General features: G+C 68.1%; 15 protein-coding genes. 4 read left to right on the forward strand and 11 right to left on the reverse strand.

Features of this window, described 5'->3' with window-relative positions:
- Positions 1 to 81: 81 nt before the first annotated feature.
- Positions 82 to 1713 carry a peptide ABC transporter substrate-binding protein gene (locus ABT025_RS02590; RefSeq protein WP_350989000.1) on the reverse strand — a complete coding sequence of 544 codons (1632 nt, stop codon included), beginning with the start codon at positions 1711 to 1713 and terminating at the stop codon, positions 82 to 84.
- Between the two features lie 245 nt (positions 1714 to 1958).
- Between ABT025_RS02590 and ABT025_RS02595 the strand changes: the two genes are divergently transcribed.
- Positions 1959 to 2429 (forward strand): NUDIX hydrolase, encoded by a 471-nt coding sequence (locus tag ABT025_RS02595; protein WP_350989002.1) that lies wholly within the window; start codon positions 1959 to 1961, stop codon positions 2427 to 2429.
- Positions 2430 to 2508: 79 nt separating this feature from the next.
- On the opposite strand, the gene ABT025_RS02600 is transcribed toward ABT025_RS02595, so the two are convergent.
- Positions 2509 to 3228: a VOC family protein gene (locus tag ABT025_RS02600; RefSeq protein WP_350989004.1), complete on the reverse strand. Its 720-nt coding sequence runs from the start codon at positions 3226 to 3228 to the stop codon at positions 2509 to 2511.
- Positions 3229 to 3490: 262 nt separating this feature from the next.
- Positions 3491 to 3967: an NUDIX domain-containing protein gene (locus ABT025_RS02605; RefSeq protein WP_350989006.1), complete on the reverse strand. Its 477-nt coding sequence runs from the start codon at positions 3965 to 3967 to the stop codon at positions 3491 to 3493.
- Between the two features lie 228 nt (positions 3968 to 4195).
- Here ABT025_RS02605 and ABT025_RS02610 point away from each other — a divergent pair, with 228 nt between their 5' ends.
- Entirely contained in the window at positions 4196 to 4684 is a 489-nt protein-coding gene (locus ABT025_RS02610; RefSeq protein ID WP_350989008.1) for a MarR family winged helix-turn-helix transcriptional regulator, read from the forward strand.
- Positions 4681 to 5970, forward strand: coding sequence for an MFS transporter (locus ABT025_RS02615; RefSeq protein WP_350989010.1), 1290 nt, complete (start codon positions 4681 to 4683; stop codon positions 5968 to 5970). Before ABT025_RS02610 ends, ABT025_RS02615 begins: the two co-directional genes overlap by 4 nt.
- A 266-nt stretch (positions 5971 to 6236) precedes the next feature.
- Here the strand turns inward: ABT025_RS02615 and ABT025_RS02620 are convergent, their stop codons facing one another.
- The 8 genes from ABT025_RS02620 to ABT025_RS02655 all read right to left on the reverse strand — a co-directional run bounded on the left by ABT025_RS02620 (position 6237) and on the right by ABT025_RS02655 (position 19056).
- On the reverse strand, positions 6237 to 7364 hold the full coding sequence (locus ABT025_RS02620) for an ABC transporter ATP-binding protein (protein WP_350989011.1): 1128 nt from the start codon (positions 7362 to 7364) through the stop codon (positions 6237 to 6239).
- A 25-nt stretch (positions 7365 to 7389) separates the two neighbouring features.
- Positions 7390 to 8454, reverse strand: a complete 1065-nt coding sequence (locus ABT025_RS02625) for an ABC transporter ATP-binding protein (RefSeq protein WP_350989013.1) — start codon at positions 8452 to 8454, stop codon at positions 7390 to 7392.
- 10 nt (positions 8455 to 8464) lie between these two features.
- Entirely contained in the window at positions 8465 to 9442 is a 978-nt protein-coding gene (locus ABT025_RS02630) for an ABC transporter permease (RefSeq protein ID WP_350989015.1), read from the reverse strand.
- Positions 9443 to 9558: 116 nt separating this feature from the next.
- Positions 9559 to 11361 (reverse strand): ABC transporter substrate-binding protein, encoded by a 1803-nt coding sequence (locus ABT025_RS02635; protein WP_350989017.1) that lies wholly within the window; start codon positions 11359 to 11361, stop codon positions 9559 to 9561.
- Positions 11362 to 11470: 109 nt separating this feature from the next.
- Complete coding sequence (locus ABT025_RS02640) at positions 11471 to 12502, reverse strand: ABC transporter permease (RefSeq protein WP_350989022.1); 1032 nt, start codon at positions 12500 to 12502, stop codon at positions 11471 to 11473.
- 681 nt (positions 12503 to 13183) lie between these two features.
- Positions 13184 to 13774: a hypothetical protein gene (locus ABT025_RS02645; RefSeq protein WP_350989024.1), complete on the reverse strand. Its 591-nt coding sequence runs from the start codon at positions 13772 to 13774 to the stop codon at positions 13184 to 13186.
- 393 nt (positions 13775 to 14167) lie between these two features.
- Positions 14168 to 16039: a translational GTPase TypA gene (gene typA / locus ABT025_RS02650; protein ID WP_350989026.1), complete on the reverse strand. Its 1872-nt coding sequence runs from the start codon at positions 16037 to 16039 to the stop codon at positions 14168 to 14170.
- A gap of 578 nt (positions 16040 to 16617) precedes the next feature.
- Positions 16618 to 19056, reverse strand: a complete 2439-nt coding sequence (locus tag ABT025_RS02655; protein WP_350989028.1) for an ABC transporter family substrate-binding protein — start codon at positions 19054 to 19056, stop codon at positions 16618 to 16620.
- A 329-nt stretch (positions 19057 to 19385) separates the two neighbouring features.
- Here ABT025_RS02655 and ABT025_RS02660 point away from each other — a divergent pair, with 329 nt between their 5' ends.
- Positions 19386 to 19634: an Rv0250c family protein gene (locus ABT025_RS02660; RefSeq protein WP_350989030.1), complete on the forward strand. Its 249-nt coding sequence runs from the start codon at positions 19386 to 19388 to the stop codon at positions 19632 to 19634.
- Positions 19635 to 19658 lie beyond the last annotated feature (24 nt).

Below are 19658 nucleotides of genomic sequence, written 5' to 3' on the forward strand. Positions count from 1 at the left end.
TCTGGGCTGAGAGTCGGGGGCTGGGGACGGGGAAGCCGGGTGACCGGTGCGGGAGCGCACCGGTCACCCGGCCTGAGCCGCCTACTTGACCTTGATCTGCTCGTACACCGGGACGCTGAACTGGTTCAGCGAGACGTTGGTGACGTTCTCCGAGTAGCCGGCGCTGCCGTTCTGGTACCAGAGCGGGATGACGGGCATCTGCTGGACCATGACCTTCTCGGCGTCCTGGAAGGTGGAGACTGCCTTGGCCTTGTCCGACTCGGCGTTCGCCTTGTTGACGAGGTCGTCGAACTGCTTGTTGTTCCACTTGCCGTCGTTGGACGAGGCGTTGGTGTAGTAGACGGGCTGCAGGAAGTTCTGGATCAGCGGGTAGTCCATCTGCCAGCCCGCGCGCCAGGCGCCGTGCAGCTTCTGCTGGGAGACCTGGCTGCGGAAGTCGGCGAAGGTGCCGACCGGGGCGCCCACGCACGCCTTGTTGTTGCCCATGACCTTGTTGATGCTGTTGCAGACGGCGTCGACCCACTCCTTGTGGGAGCCGGTGTCCGCGTTGTACGAGATCTTGAGCTGGCCGTTGGGGATGCCGCCGCCGTCCTCGATCATCTTCTTGGCGTCGGCCGCGTTGTACGTGCACTCCTTGCCGCACAGACCCTTCTTGAAGCCGCCGTCCTCGCCGAGGACCGGGGAGGTCCAGTCGGAGGCGGGGGTGCGGGTCTTCTGGAAGATCTGGTTGGTGATCTGCTCGCGGTTGATCGCCATGGAGAGGCCCTGACGGACCTTGATCGCGCCGGGAGTGTTCCACTGCGCGTCGTAGAAGGGGAACGCGAGGGTCTGGATGATGCCGGCCGGGGTGTTGATGTAGCGGTCGCCGAGGTCCGCCTTGACGTTCTTGAGCTGGGATGCGGGCACGTCGTCGACGAGGTCGAGGTTGCCGGCGGTCAGGTCGGTGTAGGCGGTGTTGTTGTCGGTGTAGACCTTGAGGTCGATCCCACCGTTCTGCGCCTTGTCGTCACCGGGGTAGTCGTCCCACTTGCGCAGGTTCATCGACGAGCCCTTGGTGTACGTGTCGATCGTGTACGGGCCGTTGCCGACCGGCTTGGACACCCAGGCCGCGTGGTCGGTGAAGAAGGCCGACGGCAGCGGCGAGAAGGCGGGGTAGCCGAGGGTGTCGGGCCACAGGGAGAACTTCTGGGTCAGCTTGACCGTGAAGGTCTTGTCGTCCACCTGCTTGAGGCCGGCGAGCTTGGTGGCGCTCGCCGTGCCGGTCTCGGGGTGGACCTTGTCGTATCCGTCGATGTAACCGAAGAAGTAGGCGTTCTTCTGATTGTTCTTCAACAGGGCGCCGTAGTTCCAGGCGTCCACGAACGACTTGGCGGTGATCTTCTCGCCGTTGCTGAAGGTCCAGCCGTCCTTCACCGTGATCGTGAAGTTCTGGTTGTCCGTGGACTCGATCTTCTCGGCGAGCATGTTCGTCGCCTCGCCGGTCTTCGGGTCGTACTTCTTGAGCCCGCGGAAGATCATGTCGAGGACCTTGCCGCCCTGCACCTCGTTGGTGTTGGCGGGCTCCAGCGGGTTCTGCGGGTCACCCCAGGAGGAGCTCACGATCCCATCGGCGCCACCGCCACCACCGCCACTGTCCCCTCCGCCGCAGGCCGTCGCCGCCAGGGCGACGGCCACCGCACATGCGGCCCACTTGACCTGTGTGGCTCCGCGCATGGAGTGCCTCCTCGTAGTGCTCCGTCGTACGTGAGGTCAAATATCACCTGATAAATAACCTTTCGCACATTTACTCCCGCCATCCGGGCACAGATGGAGCATTCGGATACAGAAGGCTGGCGGATCGGTGGCGGCCGAGAGTGACGGTGCGTCGGAGCCCGCAGCGGGCATCGGTCCCGGCAAGGCCGGCCGGCGGCGTTAGGGTGCCAACCTGTCAGCAATTCGAACAGGGAGGGGCGGGCACCGTGGGCGCTCACGTACAGACCCGTGTTTCGGCGTACGCAATAGCGGCGGAGGGCGACCGGCTCCTGCTGGCCCGGCTGTCGGACACGTCCCCTGTCTTCACGCCGGGGCTGTGGCACCTGCCGGGCGGCGGAATCGACCCGGGCGAACAGCCCGTCGAGGCCCTGGCCCGTGAACTCCGGGAGGAGACGGGGCTCGAACTAGCCGACGCCCGGCTGGCCGATGCGCGAACCTACGCGGTCCGGCGGAACGGAGTGAGCTGGAACCTCACGGCATTGTTCTACGTCGTCGCCCTGAGGGGCGGGGCACCGGAAGTGGCCGAGACCGACGGCTCCACCGACGCGGTGGCGTGGGTCCCCCTTGCCGACCTGCGGGACGACACCGTGTTGTCACCGGCGGCCGCCGACGCCCTCCGCATCCTGGAACAGGCCGGGGGCGCGGATCACGGCCAGGCGTTGCCCGGCCCCGCGTAACGCTCGGGGCTGCGGTCGCACAGCCCGGCTGCGCCGCCGGAGCGGCCGCCCTCCGCCCGAACCGTTCGACAGGGCGCCGCTACGGGTGCCTCCGTACGGAGAACTCGTTGCCGTCGGGGTCGAGCATCAGCACCCGGGCGTCGTCGCCCTCGCCGGCGTCGGCGCGCGTCGCGCCGAGCGAGACCAGGCGGTCGGCCTCCGCCTCCCGGTCGGCGCCGGCCGGCAGCACCAGCTCGAGGTACAGCCTGTTCGTACCCGCCTTCGGCGCCACCGGAGGACCGCCCCACGTGATCTTCGTGCCGCCGTCCGGCGACTGGATCGCGGTCTCCTGGTCCTGGTCCCAGACCAGCGGCCACCGCAGCGCCTCGCTCCAGAAGTAGCCGACCTCCTGCGTACCGTCGCAGGCCAGTGCCCCGATGAAGCCGGTGTCGGCGAGGAACTTGTTGCCCGGCTCGATGACGCAGAACTCGTTGCCGTCCGGGTCGGCGAGCACCACATGCCCGTCTTCCGGAAGCTGGCCCACGTCGATGTGTTTCCCGCCCAGTTCCAGCGCCCTGGACACCGTCTCCCGCTGGTCCTCCGGGGAGGTGCTCGTCAGGTCGAAGTGCGCGCGGTTCCGGCCGGTCTTCGGCTCCCGGCCCGGCAGGAAGCGGATGCGGAACCCGGCGCTGTCAGGGGGCAGGATCGCGGCGCCGTCCGGGCCGTCAGCAGACTCCCAGCCCAGAACCCCGGACCAGAACCGCGCCAGGTCCGACGGCTGAGTCGCGTTGAAGCAGATCGCGAACAGTTGACTGGTCATACCCCGTGCATCTCCGATCCGCTGACGCCCCATCGGCGCGCCTCGCCCACCCAGTGGGCGCAGCCTAGAGGTGACCGCGCGACACCCGCATCCGGGTTTCGGCCGCTTCCTGCATTCCGCAGCTTCCGACGTTGCGCCGCTTCCGAGGTTGCCGACGTCACCGCCGCTTCCGAGGCTCCCGCCGCGAGGGGGCCCGGGCCCGCCAGGATGCCGAGTACCGTGACCGCACCTCATTTGCGATCCCGGTCGTCGCGACCGCACCTCATGAGCGATCCCGGTCGCCCCACGGGCCGTCCGGCATGAGGGCGCCGAGCACGGTCAGTATCTGCGGCGGCTCGATCGGGTCCGGCAGAGAGATCAGGTCCGACCATCCGATCCAGGCATGCGTGTCCAGGTTGGCCCGCTCGTCGGGGAGCAGTCCGGTCCGCACCAGGGATGGCCGCTCGCCGGCGAACCGAGCGGCAAAGAAGTGCTCCGTCCCGACGTACCGCTTGCCGTTCCACCGCACATCACGATCGACGAGCACCGACCGGTCAAGGACGGCAGTCGCGTCGAGCCCGGTCTCCTCGACCAGTTCACGTCGTGCCGCCGCCAGTGGCGTCTCGCCGGGCTCGACGCCGCCACCGGGTGGCTCCCAGAGCATCGTCCCGTCGAACGGGTCCCGCCAGCGCAGAAGAAGCAGGCGGTCGGCGGCGTCAAGGCAGATGACCCGGGCGGCGGGCCGGTACGTCGTGTCCACGCCCGGATGCTAAGGGCTGTCCCGTAATCCCTGGCGGGCGCGCGACGACAGCTACGGCACCTCGCCACGTTGTCGGAACGTCCGAACACATCCAGTATGCAGACGCTCCTCCGCCTTGCGATGCACCGCATCCGACGCCGCGCGCTGGGACAACCCTTAGGGCCTCCTCGCAGGATCGGCCCGAGCGCGCTCACGATCCAATTACCCAAGCGCTGTTATATTAGCGCTGTGATAAATCCTGATCCCACAGCGCTGCCCGATCCCTGGCACTCCCTGCACGAGCTGCTGGCGGCCATGGACACCGAGATCGAGCAGGTCTACGTCGAGCGTGACATCAAGGGGGTGCGGCCTCGGTTCGCCTATCCGCTGATCCGCCTCGCCCACACCGGGCCACTGACCATTCTCGAGCTGGCGAAGTCCCTGGACCGCTCGCACTCCGCGATCAGCCAGACCGTCGCCGCCATGCTCAAGGAGGGTCTGGTCACCTCCGAGCCGGGGCCCGACGCCCGCACCCGCCAGATCGACCTGACCGAGCGGGGCCGGTCGCTGGTGCCGTTCCTGGAGGCGGAGTGGCGTGCCACCCACGCCACGGTCGCCGAACTAGACAGCGAGATCCCGCACGCGATGACCGCCGTCGTCGCGGAGGTGCGGCGGGCTCTGGAACGCCGGTCGATGCGGGAGCGAGTCCTCGACCACCTTGTCGAGCCACCTCGATGAAGGGGCGCTTCCGCGTCCGGTTCCTCGACACCCGCCCACTGCGTGGCAGCCGGTCGTTCCGCGACCTGTGGATCGGCACCTCGATCTCCCAACTGGGCGGCCAGATAGCCAATGTGGCAGTGCTGGCCCAGGTCTGGGACCTGACCGGCAGCCCCGTGGGCACCGGCGCCATCGGGCTCGCCACCGGCCTGCCGATCGTGCTGTTCGGGCTGCTCGGCGGCACGTTGGCCGACACCGTCGACCGCCGTGCGGTGGTGCGGGCCACCACCGCGGGCCAGCTGCTGGCGGCCGCGGGGCTGTGCGCCCAGGCCCTGGCGGGCAACCGGAGCGTGCTGCTGCTGCTCGCCCTGGTCGCCCTGGGGACGAGCTGCAGCGCTCTGGGGGCTCCTGCCCGGCGCACCTTTCCGGTCCGCCTGTTGCCGGGCGATCAGGTCGCGGCCGGTCTCGCGCTGACCAACGTGTCCTTCCAGGCGGCGATGCTGGCGGGCCCCGCGGCGGCCGGGCTGATCATCGCCCGCTGGGACTTCCCCGCCGCGTACGCGACCCAGGCCGTGGCCATGGCGGTCTCGATGCTCGCGGTGATCCGTCTGCCCGCCATGCCGCCCGGTGGCACCGGCGTCGCGGGCGGCCGGCGCCGGCCGGAGCGGGGCGGCTGGCGGATCGTCCTCGGCCGCCCGACGCTGCGGGGCTCGCTGGCCACCGACCTGTCCGCGACGCTGCTCGCCATGCCCGTCGCGCTCTTCCCGCTGGTCAACGAGATCCGCTTCGGGGGCGATCCGCAGACCCTGGGCCTGTTCCTCTCGGCCGTCGCGGTCGGCGGGATCACGGCCGGTCTGCTCTCCGGGACCGTGACGCGATGGCGCCGCAGCGGCCTGGTTCAGCTGTCCGCGGCCGGCGTCTGGGGTCTGGCGCTGGCCTGTTTCGGTCTGGCGGCGCCGCTGTGGCTCGCGCTCGGCTGCCTGGCCGTGGCGGGCGCGGCCGACACCGTGTCCGTCGTCACCCGCAGCGCCCTGGTCCAGCTGGAGACCCCGGACGCGTACCGGGGGCGGGTCTCCTCGGTGGAACACGTCATCGGTGTCGCGGGACCCGAACTCGGCAACTTCCGTGGGGGACTGCTGGCCTCGGCCACCTCCGCCCCGTTCGCCCTGGTCCTCGGAGGCCTCTCCGCCGCTCTGGCGGTCGCCGCGGTGGCCGCGGCCAACGGCCCCCTTCGCGCCTACCGCACGCCGTCCGCCTCCGCCTCCGCGAAGCCGGCGGCACCTGAAGTCACCGTGCCGGCCGGATGAGCCGGTCGCCCGCCTTAGGGCTGTCCCGTAATCCCTGGCGGGCGCACGACGACAGCTACGGCACCTCGCCGCGTTGCCGGAACATCCGAACACATCCAGTATGCGGACGCTCCTCCGCCTTGCGATGCACCGCATCCGACGCCGCGCGCTGATCCACCACGGATCACGGGACAGCCCTTTGCTCCGCGGGGCCCCGGAAACGCGAACGGGTGCCGGGACGCTTCCGCGTCCGGCACCCGAGCTCCCGGCTTCGCCGGAGGGTCCTGCTACTTCGTGTCCGCGTCCTTCTCCAGAGCGATCAGCGCGGGGTCGAGAACGACGTCCGGGCCGGTCTTCTGCGTGGTCGGCTCCTCCGGGAAGTGGCAGGCCGTCAGGTGGCCCTCACGGGCACCCGAAAGCTGCACCAGCGGGGGCTCCTCCGTCGCGCACTTGTCCTGCGCCTTCCAGCAGCGGGTCCGGAAGCGGCAGCCGGACGGCGGCATGATCGGCGACGGCACGTCACCGAAGAGCCGGATCCGCTCCGTCTTGTCGGCATCCAGGTCCGCGTTCGGCACGGCCGACAGCAGGGCGTGCGTGTACGGGTGGCGCGGCGCGTTGTAGAGGGAGTCGCGGTCGGCGACCTCCACCACCTTGCCGAGGTACATCACCGCGATGCGCTGCGAGAAGTGCCGGACGATCGCCAGGTCGTGCGCGATGAAGACGAACGCGATGTTCAGCTCTCGCTGGAGCTCCTGGAGCAGGTTGATGACCTGCGCCTGGATCGACACGTCGAGCGCCGAGACCGGCTCGTCCGCGATGATGATCTTGGGGTTGAGCGCGAGCGCGCGGGCAACACCGATGCGCTGACGCTGGCCCCCGGAGAACTCGTGCGGGAAGCGGTTGTAGTGCTCCGGGTTGAGCCCGACCGTCTCCAGCAGCTCCCGCACCCGCGCCTCACGGCCTCCGGGCGGGTTGATCCCGTTGACCTCCATCGGCCCCGCGATGATCGTTCCGACCGTCTGCCTCGGGTTGAGCGAGGCGTACGGGTCCTGGAAGATCATCTGGATCTCGGACCGGATCGGCGCCAGCTTCCTACGGTTGGCGTGGGAGATGTCCTGGCCGTTGTAGGTGATCGTGCCGCTGGTCGGCTCCATCAGCCGGGTGAGGAGCCGGCCCGTGGTCGACTTGCCACAGCCCGATTCACCCACCAGACCGAGGGACTCGCCCGGGTACACGTCGAGCGTCACGCCTTCGACGGCCTGGACCGCGCCGACCTGCCGCTTGAAGGGAAATCCGCCGTAGATCGGGAAGTGCTTGGTCAGGCCCTTCACGCTCAGGAGCGGTTCCGTGACATCCGGCTCCCGCTGTGCCTGAGCCGTGTCCGGACCGGCGGTGTTGCTCTTGTTCTCGCTCATGGTCATAGCCCCAGTTGCCGGTACATCAGCCCAGCCGGGGCTGAATCGTCTCGATGAAAACCTGCTGCTTCTGCTCGCCGGTGAGGTGGCAGGCAGAGCCACGCCCTTCCGGAAGCAGGGGTCGCTCGTTCACGCAGCGCCCACTCCCGTCGACGATGTCGACGAACGAGCACCTCGGATTGAACGCGCAGCCCGACGGCGGGTTCAGCAGGCTGGGCGGTGACCCCGGGATCGGCGTCAGTTCCGAGCCCACGTCCTGGGAGAGCCGCGGCATCGAACCGAGCAGGCCCCAGGTGTACGGGTGCTCCGGAGTCTTGAGCACCTCACGCACGGTGCCGCGCTCGACGGCCCGGCCCGCGTACATCACCAGCAGGTCGTCGACGGTGTTCGCGACGACGCCGAGGTCGTGGGTGATCAGGATGATCGCCGAACCGAACTCCTGCTGAAGGTCCTTGAGCAGATCGAGGATCTGCGCCTGGACGGTGACGTCCAGGGCCGTCGTCGGCTCGTCGGCGATCAGCAGTTCGGGGTTGCAGACCAGCGACATGGCGATCATGGCGCGCTGGCGCATACCGCCGGAGAACTGGTGCGGGAAGTCGTCGACGCGGTTCTTCGGGTCGGGGATACCGACCTTGCCGAGCATCTCGATCGCCCGCGCACGCGCCTCCTTCTTGGAGGCACCCGTGTGCTTCATGTACGGCTCGGCGATCTGCCGGCCCACCGTGTAGTACGGCGAGAGCGCGGTCAGCGCGTCCTGGAAGATCATCGCCATCTTGTTGCCGCGGAGCGTCTGGAGCTGCTTGTCCGAAGCGCCGGTGATCTCCTGGCCGTCCAGCACGATCTCGCCCGAGACCTCGGTGCTGCGCCGGTTGTGCAGCCCCAGGATGCTCAGGTTGGTCACCGACTTGCCGGAACCCGACTCGCCGACGATACCGAGCGTCTGCCCGCGCTCCAGGTCGAACGAGAGCCCGTCCACGGCTTTGACGATGCCGTCCTCGGTGGAGAACTGGACCTTCAGGTCCCGCACCGACAGGAAGGCTCCGGACGAGGCGGGTGCGGGCGAGTCCTCGGTCTTGGTGAGTGTGGTCACGGTCGTACTCCTAGGACAGACGCACGCGCGGGTCGATGAACGCGTACGCGGCGTCCACTATGACGTTGAACAACAGGATGAAGGCGGCGCTGAAGATCAACACGCCCATGGTCAGCGGGAGGTCCTTCAGGATGACGGAGTCGCGGGCGAGGCGGCCGACTCCGGCGAGACCGAAGGTGAGCTCGGTGACCATGGCGCCACCGAAGAGCGCGCCCATGTCCATACCGATGATGGTGACGATCGGGATGAGCGAACCTCGCCAGGCGTAGCGGAAGAAGACGAAACGACTCGTCATGCCCTTCGCGCGGGCTGCCTTGACGTGCTCTTCCTGCAACTGTTCGATCATCGACGAGCGCGACATACGAGTGTACTGGGCCGTGAAGATGACCGACATGACGAGCCACGGGATCAGCAGGCCCATGAACCAGCCGCTGAAACTCTCCGTCAGCGGCACGTACTTGGGCTTGTTCAGCCATCCGGTGCTGTAGACGAAGATCCCGAGAACCACGGGGCCGAGGAAGTAGATCTGCAGGGAGCTCAGCACGAGCGAAGCCGAGCTGACCGTCTTGTCGACCTTCGTGCCCTTCTTCCAGGCTGCAAGCATGCCCAGGCCCAGGCCCACCACGAGGAAGACGACGAGTCCGCCGGCGGAGAGGGAGAGCGTCAGCGGGAGACGGTCGACGATGGTGTCCCACACCGGCTGGCCGCTGGCGAAGGAGATACCGAAGCAGGGAGCCGCGCAGTCACCCATGGCCAGGTCACGGCCGGCGAAGATGCCGACCATGTAGTGCCAGAACTGCACCGCCACCGGCTCGTCCAGGCCGAGGTTCTTGTGAATGACCTCCAGCGCGTCCGGGGTGCAGTTCTTTCCACATGCGAGCAGTGCGGGGTCCTGCGGGATGGCGAAGAACATGAAGTACGTGACGGCACTGATCAGGAAAAGTGTCAGGACTGCGCCGAGCGTCCGGCGAGTGAGGAATCGAAGCATGGCTGGTCGCTGCTCTCAGGACGGCGGCAATGAGGGGGACATCAGGAGAGGGCCTGACGTCCCGGGGGTGCGCGCTCCGCCGTGTGCGCACCCCCGGGATCGGCCTGTGCGGGTTGCTACTTCTTCAGGTACAGACGCGTGACGTCGACGTAGCTGGCGTCACTCGAGTACCGGAGGCCACCGACGTTGGAGCCGAAGACCTGGAACACCTTGGTGAAGTAGATCGGCGCTGCCGGGTTGATGCGCTCCACGATGTCGTGGTGCAGCACGGTCCAGGCCTTCTGGGCCTCGGCCGGGTCCGTGATCTTCACGATGCGCGCGATCTCGGCGTTGACCTTGGGGTCGTTGATGTGCGAGTAGACGGAGGAACCGTCCTGCAGCTGGTTGCCGTCGTAGACCGGCGGGATGACCGTGGAGGCCGACGGCCAGTCCTGGCCCCAACCGGTCATGTAGAGGTCGAGACCGTTCTTGACCTTGCCGACCTGCTCGTACCAGGTGGAGGAGTCGATCTCCTTCTTGACGACCTCGAGGCCGATCTCTTCCAGGCGCTTGGTGATCAGGACGGCCTGCTGCTGGCGGACCGGGGTGTTGCCGTAGGCGTAGATGACCTTCTTGCCCTCGGCGCCGGCTTCCTTGATCAGCTGCTTGGCCTTCTCGACGTCACCGTTCGGCTTCTTCAGCTTGCCGAACGGGTCGTAGCCCTTCTCGTAACCGGGAACGGTCGGAGCCATCAGACCGGTCGCGGTCTCGCCGCCGTACGCGCCACCGTCGAGCTTGTAGAGCTGGGCGTTCGGCATCGCGTAGGTGATCGCGTCACGGACCTTCTTGTCCGTCATGCGGTCCAGGTTGAAGTTGAGCTGCCACACGTACGGCGCGTAGCCCTGGATGGTGCGCTTCATCGCGGCCGCGTCGCCGACGACCTTGCTCACCTGGTTGGTGGCGACCTGACCCGTGAACATCACGGCGTTCTTGGCCTCGCCACGGTCGGCCAGGAGGGTCTTGGTCTGGTCGTCGTCGTCGTGGTTGAACTCGATGTTGAAGCCGTCGACGTACTGGTGACGGACCGAGTCGGACTTCGGGTCCCAGTTCGTGTTCTTGACGAGCTTCATCGACTTGCCGGGCTTGAAGTCGGCGATCTTGTACGGGCCGGTCGAGACCGGGTCCGTGTCGTACTTCTCCTTGGTGTCCGTCTCCTTCGGAACCACGGAGTAGCCGGGCATCGCCAGCGCCTGGCCGAGGTCGGGCTGCGCGTCCTTGAACTTGAAGACGACGGTCTTCGCGTCCGGGGTCGCCAGGACCGAGTCCGGCAGGTGCTTGCCCTTGTACGGACCCTCAGGCAGTGCCTTGCGGTACGTGGTGCCCGCGCCGGACAGCCAGTTCTGGATGTAGATCGGACCGTCGGTGATGAACGGCGCGTACAGGCGCTCGATCGTGTGACGGATGTCGGACGAGTCGATAACGTTGCCGTTCTCGTCCTTGAGGTTGTCCTTGAGCGTGTAGGTCCAGGTCTTACCGCCGTCGGACACCTTGCCGGAGTCGGTGGCGAGGTCACCGACGACGGTGAGCTGGCCCTTGTCGTCCTCCTGGTACTGCGTCAGACCACGCTGGAGCAGCCGGTCGAGCTGCTTGGCGTCGCTGACGTAGCTCTGGCCCGGGTCCAGGTGCGAGAAGTCACCCTCCTGGTAGACCGTCATGGTGCCGCCGGACTTGGCGCCGGGAACCTCGGCCGCGGGCCCGGTGGAGACCTTCGCGTCCCCCATGATGACGGCCGACGACTGCTTGGCAGCGTCTTCCTGGGTCTTCGACTTGCTCTTGCTGGTGCTGTCGTTGTCGCTGCCGCCGCATGCGGTCAGCACCAACGAACCGGCTGCCACCGCGATGACCGCGGCGCGCATCTGGCGCGTACCAAAGATGCTCATGACGATGAGTACCTATCTGTCAGTAGTGATCCAACTGGGCTGCCTGGCGCGTCCGGCCCTGGCCGGCGTCCGGGTGACAGCTACCCCATCCGCGGGGGGGACGGAAGTTCTAGCGTCCGGACTTGGGGTCGAACGCGTCTCGGACCGAGTCGCCGAGAAGGTTGAACGCCACCACGAAGACGACCATGGCGATACCCGGGAACAGCATGTAGACCGGGTCCTGCTCGTAGATGTCGGCACCGATGGCGAACATCCGACCCCAGTCCGGGGTGGGTTCGACGAAGCCGACGCCTACGTAGGAGAGGAACGCCACGGAGAGAATCGTGGACGGCAGCATCAGCGTGGCCTGCACGAGCACCGGCGTGATGATGTTGGGCATCAGTTCCTTGCGGATGATCCGCGAGGGCGAGGCGCCCGAGATCCTCGCGGCCTCGATGAACTCCCGCTCACGCAGGGTCAGAGTTTCCGCGCGGATCAGACGGGAGAGGCCCATCCAGCCCAGGAACGACAGCACGATGATGATCGCCACGGCTCGCAGGGCGGTGGGGGTCTCCTCGTCGGGGCGGACGAACGCCGCGACGACCACCGGCATGGAGGCGATGAAGAACAGCTGGCTGGGGAAGCCGAGCAGGAAGTCCGTCAGCCGGCCGACCCAGTAGTCGATCTTGCCGCCGAAGTAACCGCCCACCAGGCCGAAGAACACACCGACCACAACCATCAGGACGGTGGCTGCCAGAGCGGTGTAGATCGAGGTGCGCATGCCGTAGACGAGCTGCATGAAGACGTCTCGGCCCAGGTTGGGCTCGATGCCGAACCAGTGGTCGGCGGACATGCCACCCGCCCCACCCGTCGGCATGTTGAACTCGTCGAGGAGGTCGAGGTTGTCCTGCCCGTAAAGGGTGTAGGCGTCCTTGCCGTAGAGCATCGAGATCACGGGCGCGAGTATCGCCACCGCGAAGAAGAAGATGACGATGCACGCGGATATGACTCCGGTGCGGTCCCTCTTGAACCGACGCCACATCAGCTGCCCGGGGGAAAGACCTGCGGCCTTCTTGGTCTCCGGCTCACCGGAGACCGACTCACTCCCGGACGCCGGGAGGGCTGACGCCTCGGCGTCGTCGATCTGCACAGGACTTGTCACGGTCGGCCGACCCCCGTAGGGATCAACGTCGCGCACACGACCCAGTTGGTGCTTATGACACCACGCATGGGTTCCTCCTCAAGAGTCCACTTTGTTCACCGCAAGAGAGGTACCGACATCCGCAGTCATCCCTGACATGCTCGACCGGTACACCCAGCGTGCTCGCGAGTCGGCACCCTGCCAGTGCGCGCCTCATTGACCCGAGCTCAACTGAGCCAACTATTGAGCACAACCGGGCTGTAAACCACACTTAAAGGGTCTCGGTTTGACAACATAGGAAGCCGCGGATGGCCGAAATTCGGACAAAGTGATCCTAGACAGACACACCCGAAACGGACTGTTAACACGTGCTCCGGTGAACGGCGGTCGATATCCGGACGTCTGACGAAAGAAAACGGGTTGCGCCCTGCGCCACCTGGCTACGCGTCACAACCGTCCGACACGTGAGACAGCGACCGTCGGCAGGTACCACTCCTCCCCCTTCCGCCACCGCCGCCCGCGAAGGCGGGGTCTCCCCCGGCCGCGCATCGGACCGTTCCCGACCGAGGACCCGGAGAGGACCGGGCGGCGACGGCCCTGACAGTCGTGGTGCCCGCCGCAAGCGGCACGCACACGCGGGAGTGCCCCGCCGATCCGGCTGGATCGGCGGGGCACTCCCGGTTCTGCCGTCGGGCAGCCGGGTCAGCAGTACTTCTTCTGCACCAGGTTGGCGATGCTTTTCTTACTGACTTTCTCACCGCAGCGGGTGGTCCCCTCGACCAGTGCCCCGTACGTCTTCGCCGTACCGTGCGCCTGCTCGATCCACTTGGTGCCGCGATCGCAGCGGAAGCCCTGCCAGTAACCGGACGCCTTGAGCCGGCCCGCGTAGAACCAGTACCGGCCCTTCTTCGTCAGCTCGTCCGTGACCGTGATGCTCTTGGTCGTGGTGTGCCCCTTGGAGTGCGTGTAGCTGCCTTCGACGTGCGCATCGAGGCTCGCCAGCACCTTGGCCACCGAGAAGCCCGCGGACGCGCCGCCGGTGACGGACCAGGAGGAGGACAGTGTCTTTTCGTGGGTGACGGTCTTCGAGTACGTCTTCTTGCCCCCCGAGTACTCCTTCTCCAAGCCCTTCGGGGCGTGTGTGAGCACCCGGCTGTGGCTCGTGGTCACCCAGCTCACCGACCGGCTGCCCGGATCACAGATCAGCGGTGCGGCACTTGCCGTGGTCACCGGACCGGCCACCAGGGCCGAAGCGACGAGTGCGGTCCCGACCGCCGCCGAAGCGATACGCATGTTCAAGATGTCCCATTTCATCTTGCGCAGACGGCTCGGCACACACGCCATCACCCCCTGCGCCCCCATTGATTGCCTGCGCAAAGTACTGGTCAGTCACAAGGCAATCACCACCGCACTCCCCGGTGCGGCAGGACTCAGCATGGCGTGCGGGTGACGAAAGCACCAGTGATTTCAGGGCAGCCCGAGGCCACGGTGACAGAACTGACACACTTGATCACCGCACCTCCGGCATCCGCCGAAACTTTCCAATAGCACATAGCCGGGCCTCCCGACACTTCCTCCCCCAGCCCGGGCCGGGGGTCGAGGAGGAAACGCCGAGAGGCCCGGCTCGCCCACATGATCTGCGGGTGAACCGGGCCTCTCGACAGGCGCGCTCGGGGTGGTGCCAGGTCAGCGCTTGGCGCGCGACGCGGAGCGGCCGCGCTCCTTCTGGTCCAGGACGACCTTGCGGATACGCACGGTCTCCGGGGTCACCTCGATGCACTCGTCGTCGCGGCAGAACTCCAGCGACTGCTCCAGCGACAGCTTGCGGGCGGGCACCACGTTCTCCGTGGTGTCCGCGGAAGCCGCACGCATGTTGGTGAGCTTCTTCTCCTTGGTGATGTTCACGTCCATGTCGTCGGCGCGCGAGTTCTCGCCGATGATCATGCCCTCGTAGACCTCGGTGGTGGCCTCCGTGAAGATGACACCCCGCTCCTGGAGGTTGACCATCGCGAACGGCGTCACGACGCCCGCGCGGTCCGCCACCAGCGAGCCGTTGTGACGGGTGCGCAGCTCGCCGAACCACGGCTCGTGGCCCTCGAACAGGGAGTGCGCGATGCCCGTGCCGCGGGTCTGGGTCAGGAACTCCGTACGGAAGCCGATGAGGCCGCGGGACGGGACGATCCACTCCATGCGGACCCAGCCCGAACCGTGGTTCGTCATGGTCTCCATGCGGCCCTTACGGGTCGCCATGAGCTGCGTGATGGCGCCGAGGTGCTCCTCCGGCGAGTCGATCGTCATGCGCTCGATCGGCTCGTGGGTCTTGCCGTCGACCTGCTTGGTGACCACCTGCGGCTTGCCGACGGTGAGCTCGAAGCCCTCCCGGCGCATGGTCTCGATGAGGATGGCCAGGGCGAGCTCACCACGACCCTGGACCTCCCAGGCGTCGGGGCGCTCGGTCTCCAGGACGCGGAGCGAGACGTTACCGACGAGCTCGCGGTCCAGACGGTCCTTGATCTGCCGGGCGGTGACCTTGTGGCCCTTGCCGCCCTTGCCGACGAGCGGCGAGGTGTTCGCACCGATGGTCATCGAGATGGCGGGCTCGTCGACCGTGATCAGCGGCAGCGCGATCGGGTTCTCGGTGTCGGCCAGGGTCTCGCCGATCATGATGTCCGGGATACCGGCGATCGCGCAGATGTCGCCCGGACCGGCCTTCTCGGCGGGCTTACGGGTGAGCGCCTCGGTCATCAGCAGCTCGGTGATGCGGACGTTGGACTGCGTACCGTCACGCTTGATCCAGGTGACCGTCTGGCCCTTGCGCAGCTCGCCCTGCTCGACGCGGCACAGCGCGATACGGCCGAGGAAGTTGTCGGCGTCCAGGTTGGTGACGTGGGCCTGCAGGGGCGCCTCGTCGTCGTACTCCGGGGCCGGGACCGCGGACAGGATGGTGCTGAAGAACGGCTCCAGGCTGTCGCTGTCCGGCGGGACGGTGCCGTCCTCCGGCTTGGTCAGCGAGGCGACGCCGTCACGGGCACAGGCGTAGACGATCGGGAACTCGATCTGGTCCTCGTCGGCGTCCAGGTCCAGGAAGAGGTCGTACGTCTCGTCGATGACCTCGGCGATGCGGGAGTCCGGCCGGTCCGTCTTGTTGATGCAGAGGATGACCGGCAGCTTGGCCGTCAGCGCCTTGCGGAGCACGAAGCGGGTCTGCGGCAGCGGGCCCTCGGAGGCGTCGACCAGCAGCACGACCGCGTCCACCATCGACAGGCCTCGCTCGACCTCACCGCCGAAGTCGGCGTGGCCGGGGGTGTCGATGATGTTGATCGTGATGACGTCGCCGCCATCCTTGGGGTGGTACTTCACGGCCGTGTTCTTGGCCAGGATCGTGATGCCCTTCTCACGCTCCAGGTCGTTCGAGTCCATCATGCGTTCGTCGAGGTTCTCGGCGGCGTGCGCGGCAAAGGCGCCGGCCTGCCTGAGCATGGCGTCGACCAGCGTGGTCTTGCCGTGGTCGACGTGGGCGACGATGGCTACGTTACGGATGTCGTGGCGCGTGGGCATGGGTGGCTAGCGCTTCTCTCGGGTCGGGATCAGGCGTCTTAGTCGGTCTTGAGTCCTCGTACGCCCGCCGGGCGGACACGCCACGGCTAGTCCCATGGTACGGGGCGGGCGCGCCTCCGGCTTCCCGGGCAAGTCCTACCGGCCGTGGGACGGGCCACAGGGCAGGCCACGGGGCCTGTCCGCCGGCCGGCGGGATCCCCCGATACGGGGCGATGGCCCCTGTTCGAACGCGTGCGGACCTCGGTCCGTCCCGCCGGACCGCCGAGCACGCGTCCGCTTCGTGTCTCCGCCCCCGTGATCACTTCTTCCGGAGGAATTCACCGGTGGCCGTGAGCACGCCCCCGGGGCGGACGACACACACGCGGGGCCGGACGGCCTCGGAGGTGGGGATCCGGGCCACGGCTCCGAGGTGGGACTCGGAGCGGAGCCTGCGCGGCGGGATCTCCGGGGTTGGGGCCCCGGGGATCGGGTGGTGGAGCGGCTACCCGGGTCAGCGGGTGGACACAGCCTTGCCCGCCGGCAGTCCGGCGGGCAAGGGAATTGAGCCAGTTCTGAGCTTTCGGCCAGTCGCTGACCTGCTACTTCTTCGTGTTGGCCGGAGCACCGGCGGACTGCGGCTTCTTGAAACCGATGTCCTGGTAGTGCGGCGCCCCGAAGCCGAAGGCGCCGACGTTCACGAGCTTCTTGTCCGTCGCGACCAGCTGCGGCCGCTGGTACAGGGGAATCGATCCTGCGGCGGCCCAGAGGCGGGCGTCCGCCTGCTTCATCAGGTCGCCGGCCGCCCCCTCGTCGAGCTCCGAGACCGCCTCGTCGAAGAGCTGGTCGATGTGGTCCGTACCGACGCGGGTGTAGTTCTGCTCGACGAGCAGCGAGCCGTCGGTGGCGGGCACAGGCTTGGCGAAGATCGGGCGGTCGTCCGTGGCCGGGTAGGCGGTGGCGGGCCAGGAGTACAGCGCCAGGTCGTAGTCGCCTGACGCGACGTGGTCCCGGAAGTAGCTGTCGTCGGAGACCTTGGTGATCTCGGTACGGATCCCGATCGTGTCCAGCATCGCCGCGATCTTGTCGCCGACGCTGCGCAGGGACTCGGAGCCCGGGCCGGACGGCAGGACGAACCGCAGCGACAGCGGCTTGCCGTCCTTGCCGAGGGGGCCGCGCGCGGAGTCGGGGGCCTGGGCGGGGGCCGCGGTACCGGCCGGGGCGTAGGCACCGGCCGCGCCGCCGGGCTGCCGGTCCTGGGCGGAGATCCGGACGGGGGCGTCCTCCGACGTGCCCGTCTCGCCCAGTCGTCCCGCCTGGCGCAGCAGCGCGGCGCTCTGTGCGGCTGCGGCCGGGGCGGGCGCGATGACGTGGATTGCCGCGTCCTCCGCCTCTCCGGGCTTGTCGTCGTCGCCGACGATGTAGAGGCCGTCGTCCTCGGAGGGCTCGCGCCGGGCGGCGTCGTCGGTCTTGCCGTCGTCCGTCGCGCTGTCGGCCTTCTCCTCCGTGGCCTCCTCCTCGGCCTCCTTCTCCTCCGTGGCCTTCTTCTCCTCCGCGGCCTCCTTCTTCTGTGCGGCCTCCTTCTCCTCCGTGGCCTTCTCCTGCGTCTTACCTGCGTCCTTCTGCTTCTCGCCCTCGCTGCCGGCCTTGGTCCCGTCCGTCTTCTTCGTGGCGCCCTCGCGCGTCCAGCCCGCGTCGGCAAGCAGGGCCTGGGCCTCCTTGGTGTCCTGGCTGCCGAGCGCCTCGCTGCCGTCCTTGTAGGCGGGCTGCCCGGCCAGGGCCACGTGGCTGCCGAGCGGCTCGGCGGGCAGGCCGAGCGGCTTGAGTACGGCGTCGACGAGTTCCTGGCGGTCCAGGGCACGGGCCACGGCCCGGCGCACCCGGTCGTCGGCGAGCGGCCCGGTCTCCCCGTTCAGCGCGAGCTGGGTGTACGCGGGCTCCAGGGACTTGCGCACCACGTATGCGCGGAGGTCGCTCTGCTCGGCGGCGTACGCCTTCGCGGCACCGGCCTTCTCGTCCCGGGCCTCCTGCGCCTCCTCGGCCACCTCTTCGTCGGAGCCGTGCGCCAGCGCCCAGGACCGCAGCGCCTGGGCGGGGGTGATCTCGGAGCCGGGGCCGTGGGCGGGCGGTGCGCCGTTGGCGCCGGTGTCCCGGGCGGCCTGGACGATGCGGTGTGCGGACGCCGCGTCGATGTCGGCGACGTCGATCTTCCCCTCGGCCAGCGCCTCGGTGCGGTCCTGCGGCTTGACGGCCTTGAAGACCAGGGAGTCGAGCTTGGCGGGCCTCCCCCACCAGCGCGGGTTGCGGGCCAGCGTGACGGATCCCGACTCCTTGTCCACCTCGCGCAGCCGGAACGGTCCCGCGGTCGCCTCGATCGTGGACCGCGCACCGTCGTTGAAGGAGTCCGGGGAGCCCGTCACCTGCTTCGGGTACAGCGGGGAGAAGAGGGAGCGCCAGTCCGCGTACGGCTTGGCGAAGGTGACCTTGACCTCCAGGTCGTCGGCGCCGCGCTCGATCTTCTCGATGCGTTCGTACCCGGCGTTGCGGGCTGTCCAGAAGGCGGAGTCCTTGCCGCTCAGCGCACGCCACTGGGCGACGAAATCGGGTGCCCCGATTTCCCGCCCGTCACTCCAGACAGCCTGCTGGTTCAGCCGGTAGAGCACGACCTGCTTGGGCTCGGTGTCGACCACCTTCGCGGATTCCAGGTAGTCCGGGTTCAGTTGCGGCCGGCCCTTGGCGTCGAGCGGGAAGAGGGTCGGCAGCAGGGCACCGGTGATCCGGGTGGTGGCGCTGTCCGCGTCGGCCTGGAAGGCGTTGAGGGTGGCGGGCATCGCGTCGATCGCCCAGTTGACCGTGCCGCCCTCCGCCACCTGGGCGCGGGCGGCCGGTGCGACGTCCTGCGGGACGACGGCGGCGCTGGTGGCCTCGTCCTTGCCCGAGCTGCATCCGGCCAGTGCGGGGAGGGCGAGCACGCCCGTGGTGAGAAGTGCGAGCGAGCGGCGCTTTCGGGATGTCCCGCGCGGGACGCCGACGTGGGACATGACTGATACCTCCGGGGACGGCCCGGCCCACTCTTACCCGAATAGACCGGATGTTGCGTATTTGGTGGCATTTGCAGTTGATCACACTGGTTCCGCCCGTCCACTGAAAGCGTCCACGCGCGGGAGACCGCGCAGACACGGCGCGGCAGTCCCGAAACTCACCCGTGCGGCGGAGCGCCGGAACCGGCCGGAATCAGACACTCCCGGCGGCCGCGCGCCCCTCGTCCGCAAGACAGGAGGGTCCGCTCTCTTCCCAACGGGGATGTGACGCGCGACACTCGCATGCGCATGAGCATGGCCACCCGCGACTGCGGAAGTGAGATCAAGTCATGTCACTGCAGGACGAATTGACGGCAGTTCAGCACTGTCTCGACGACCTGGTCCGCACCGTCGGACGACTGGAGCGGAGCCTCGCGCAACTGCGCGCGCAGGACACCGCACCGGGCCCGCCCGGCCCGGCCGGCCACGCCGCACCCGTCGACGACGTCATCACGATCACCGAGGCGCCGTACGACACCACCCTGTGGACGGACTCGGACGACGAGGGTCTGGGCGTCCCCGGCAGGCACGCCCCCTAGAGGGGATGCCTGACACCTCCTAGG

This window comes from Streptomyces sp. NPDC002809 (genome assembly GCF_040295435.1).
Taxonomy (GTDB): Bacteria; Actinomycetota; Actinomycetes; order Streptomycetales; family Streptomycetaceae; genus Streptomyces.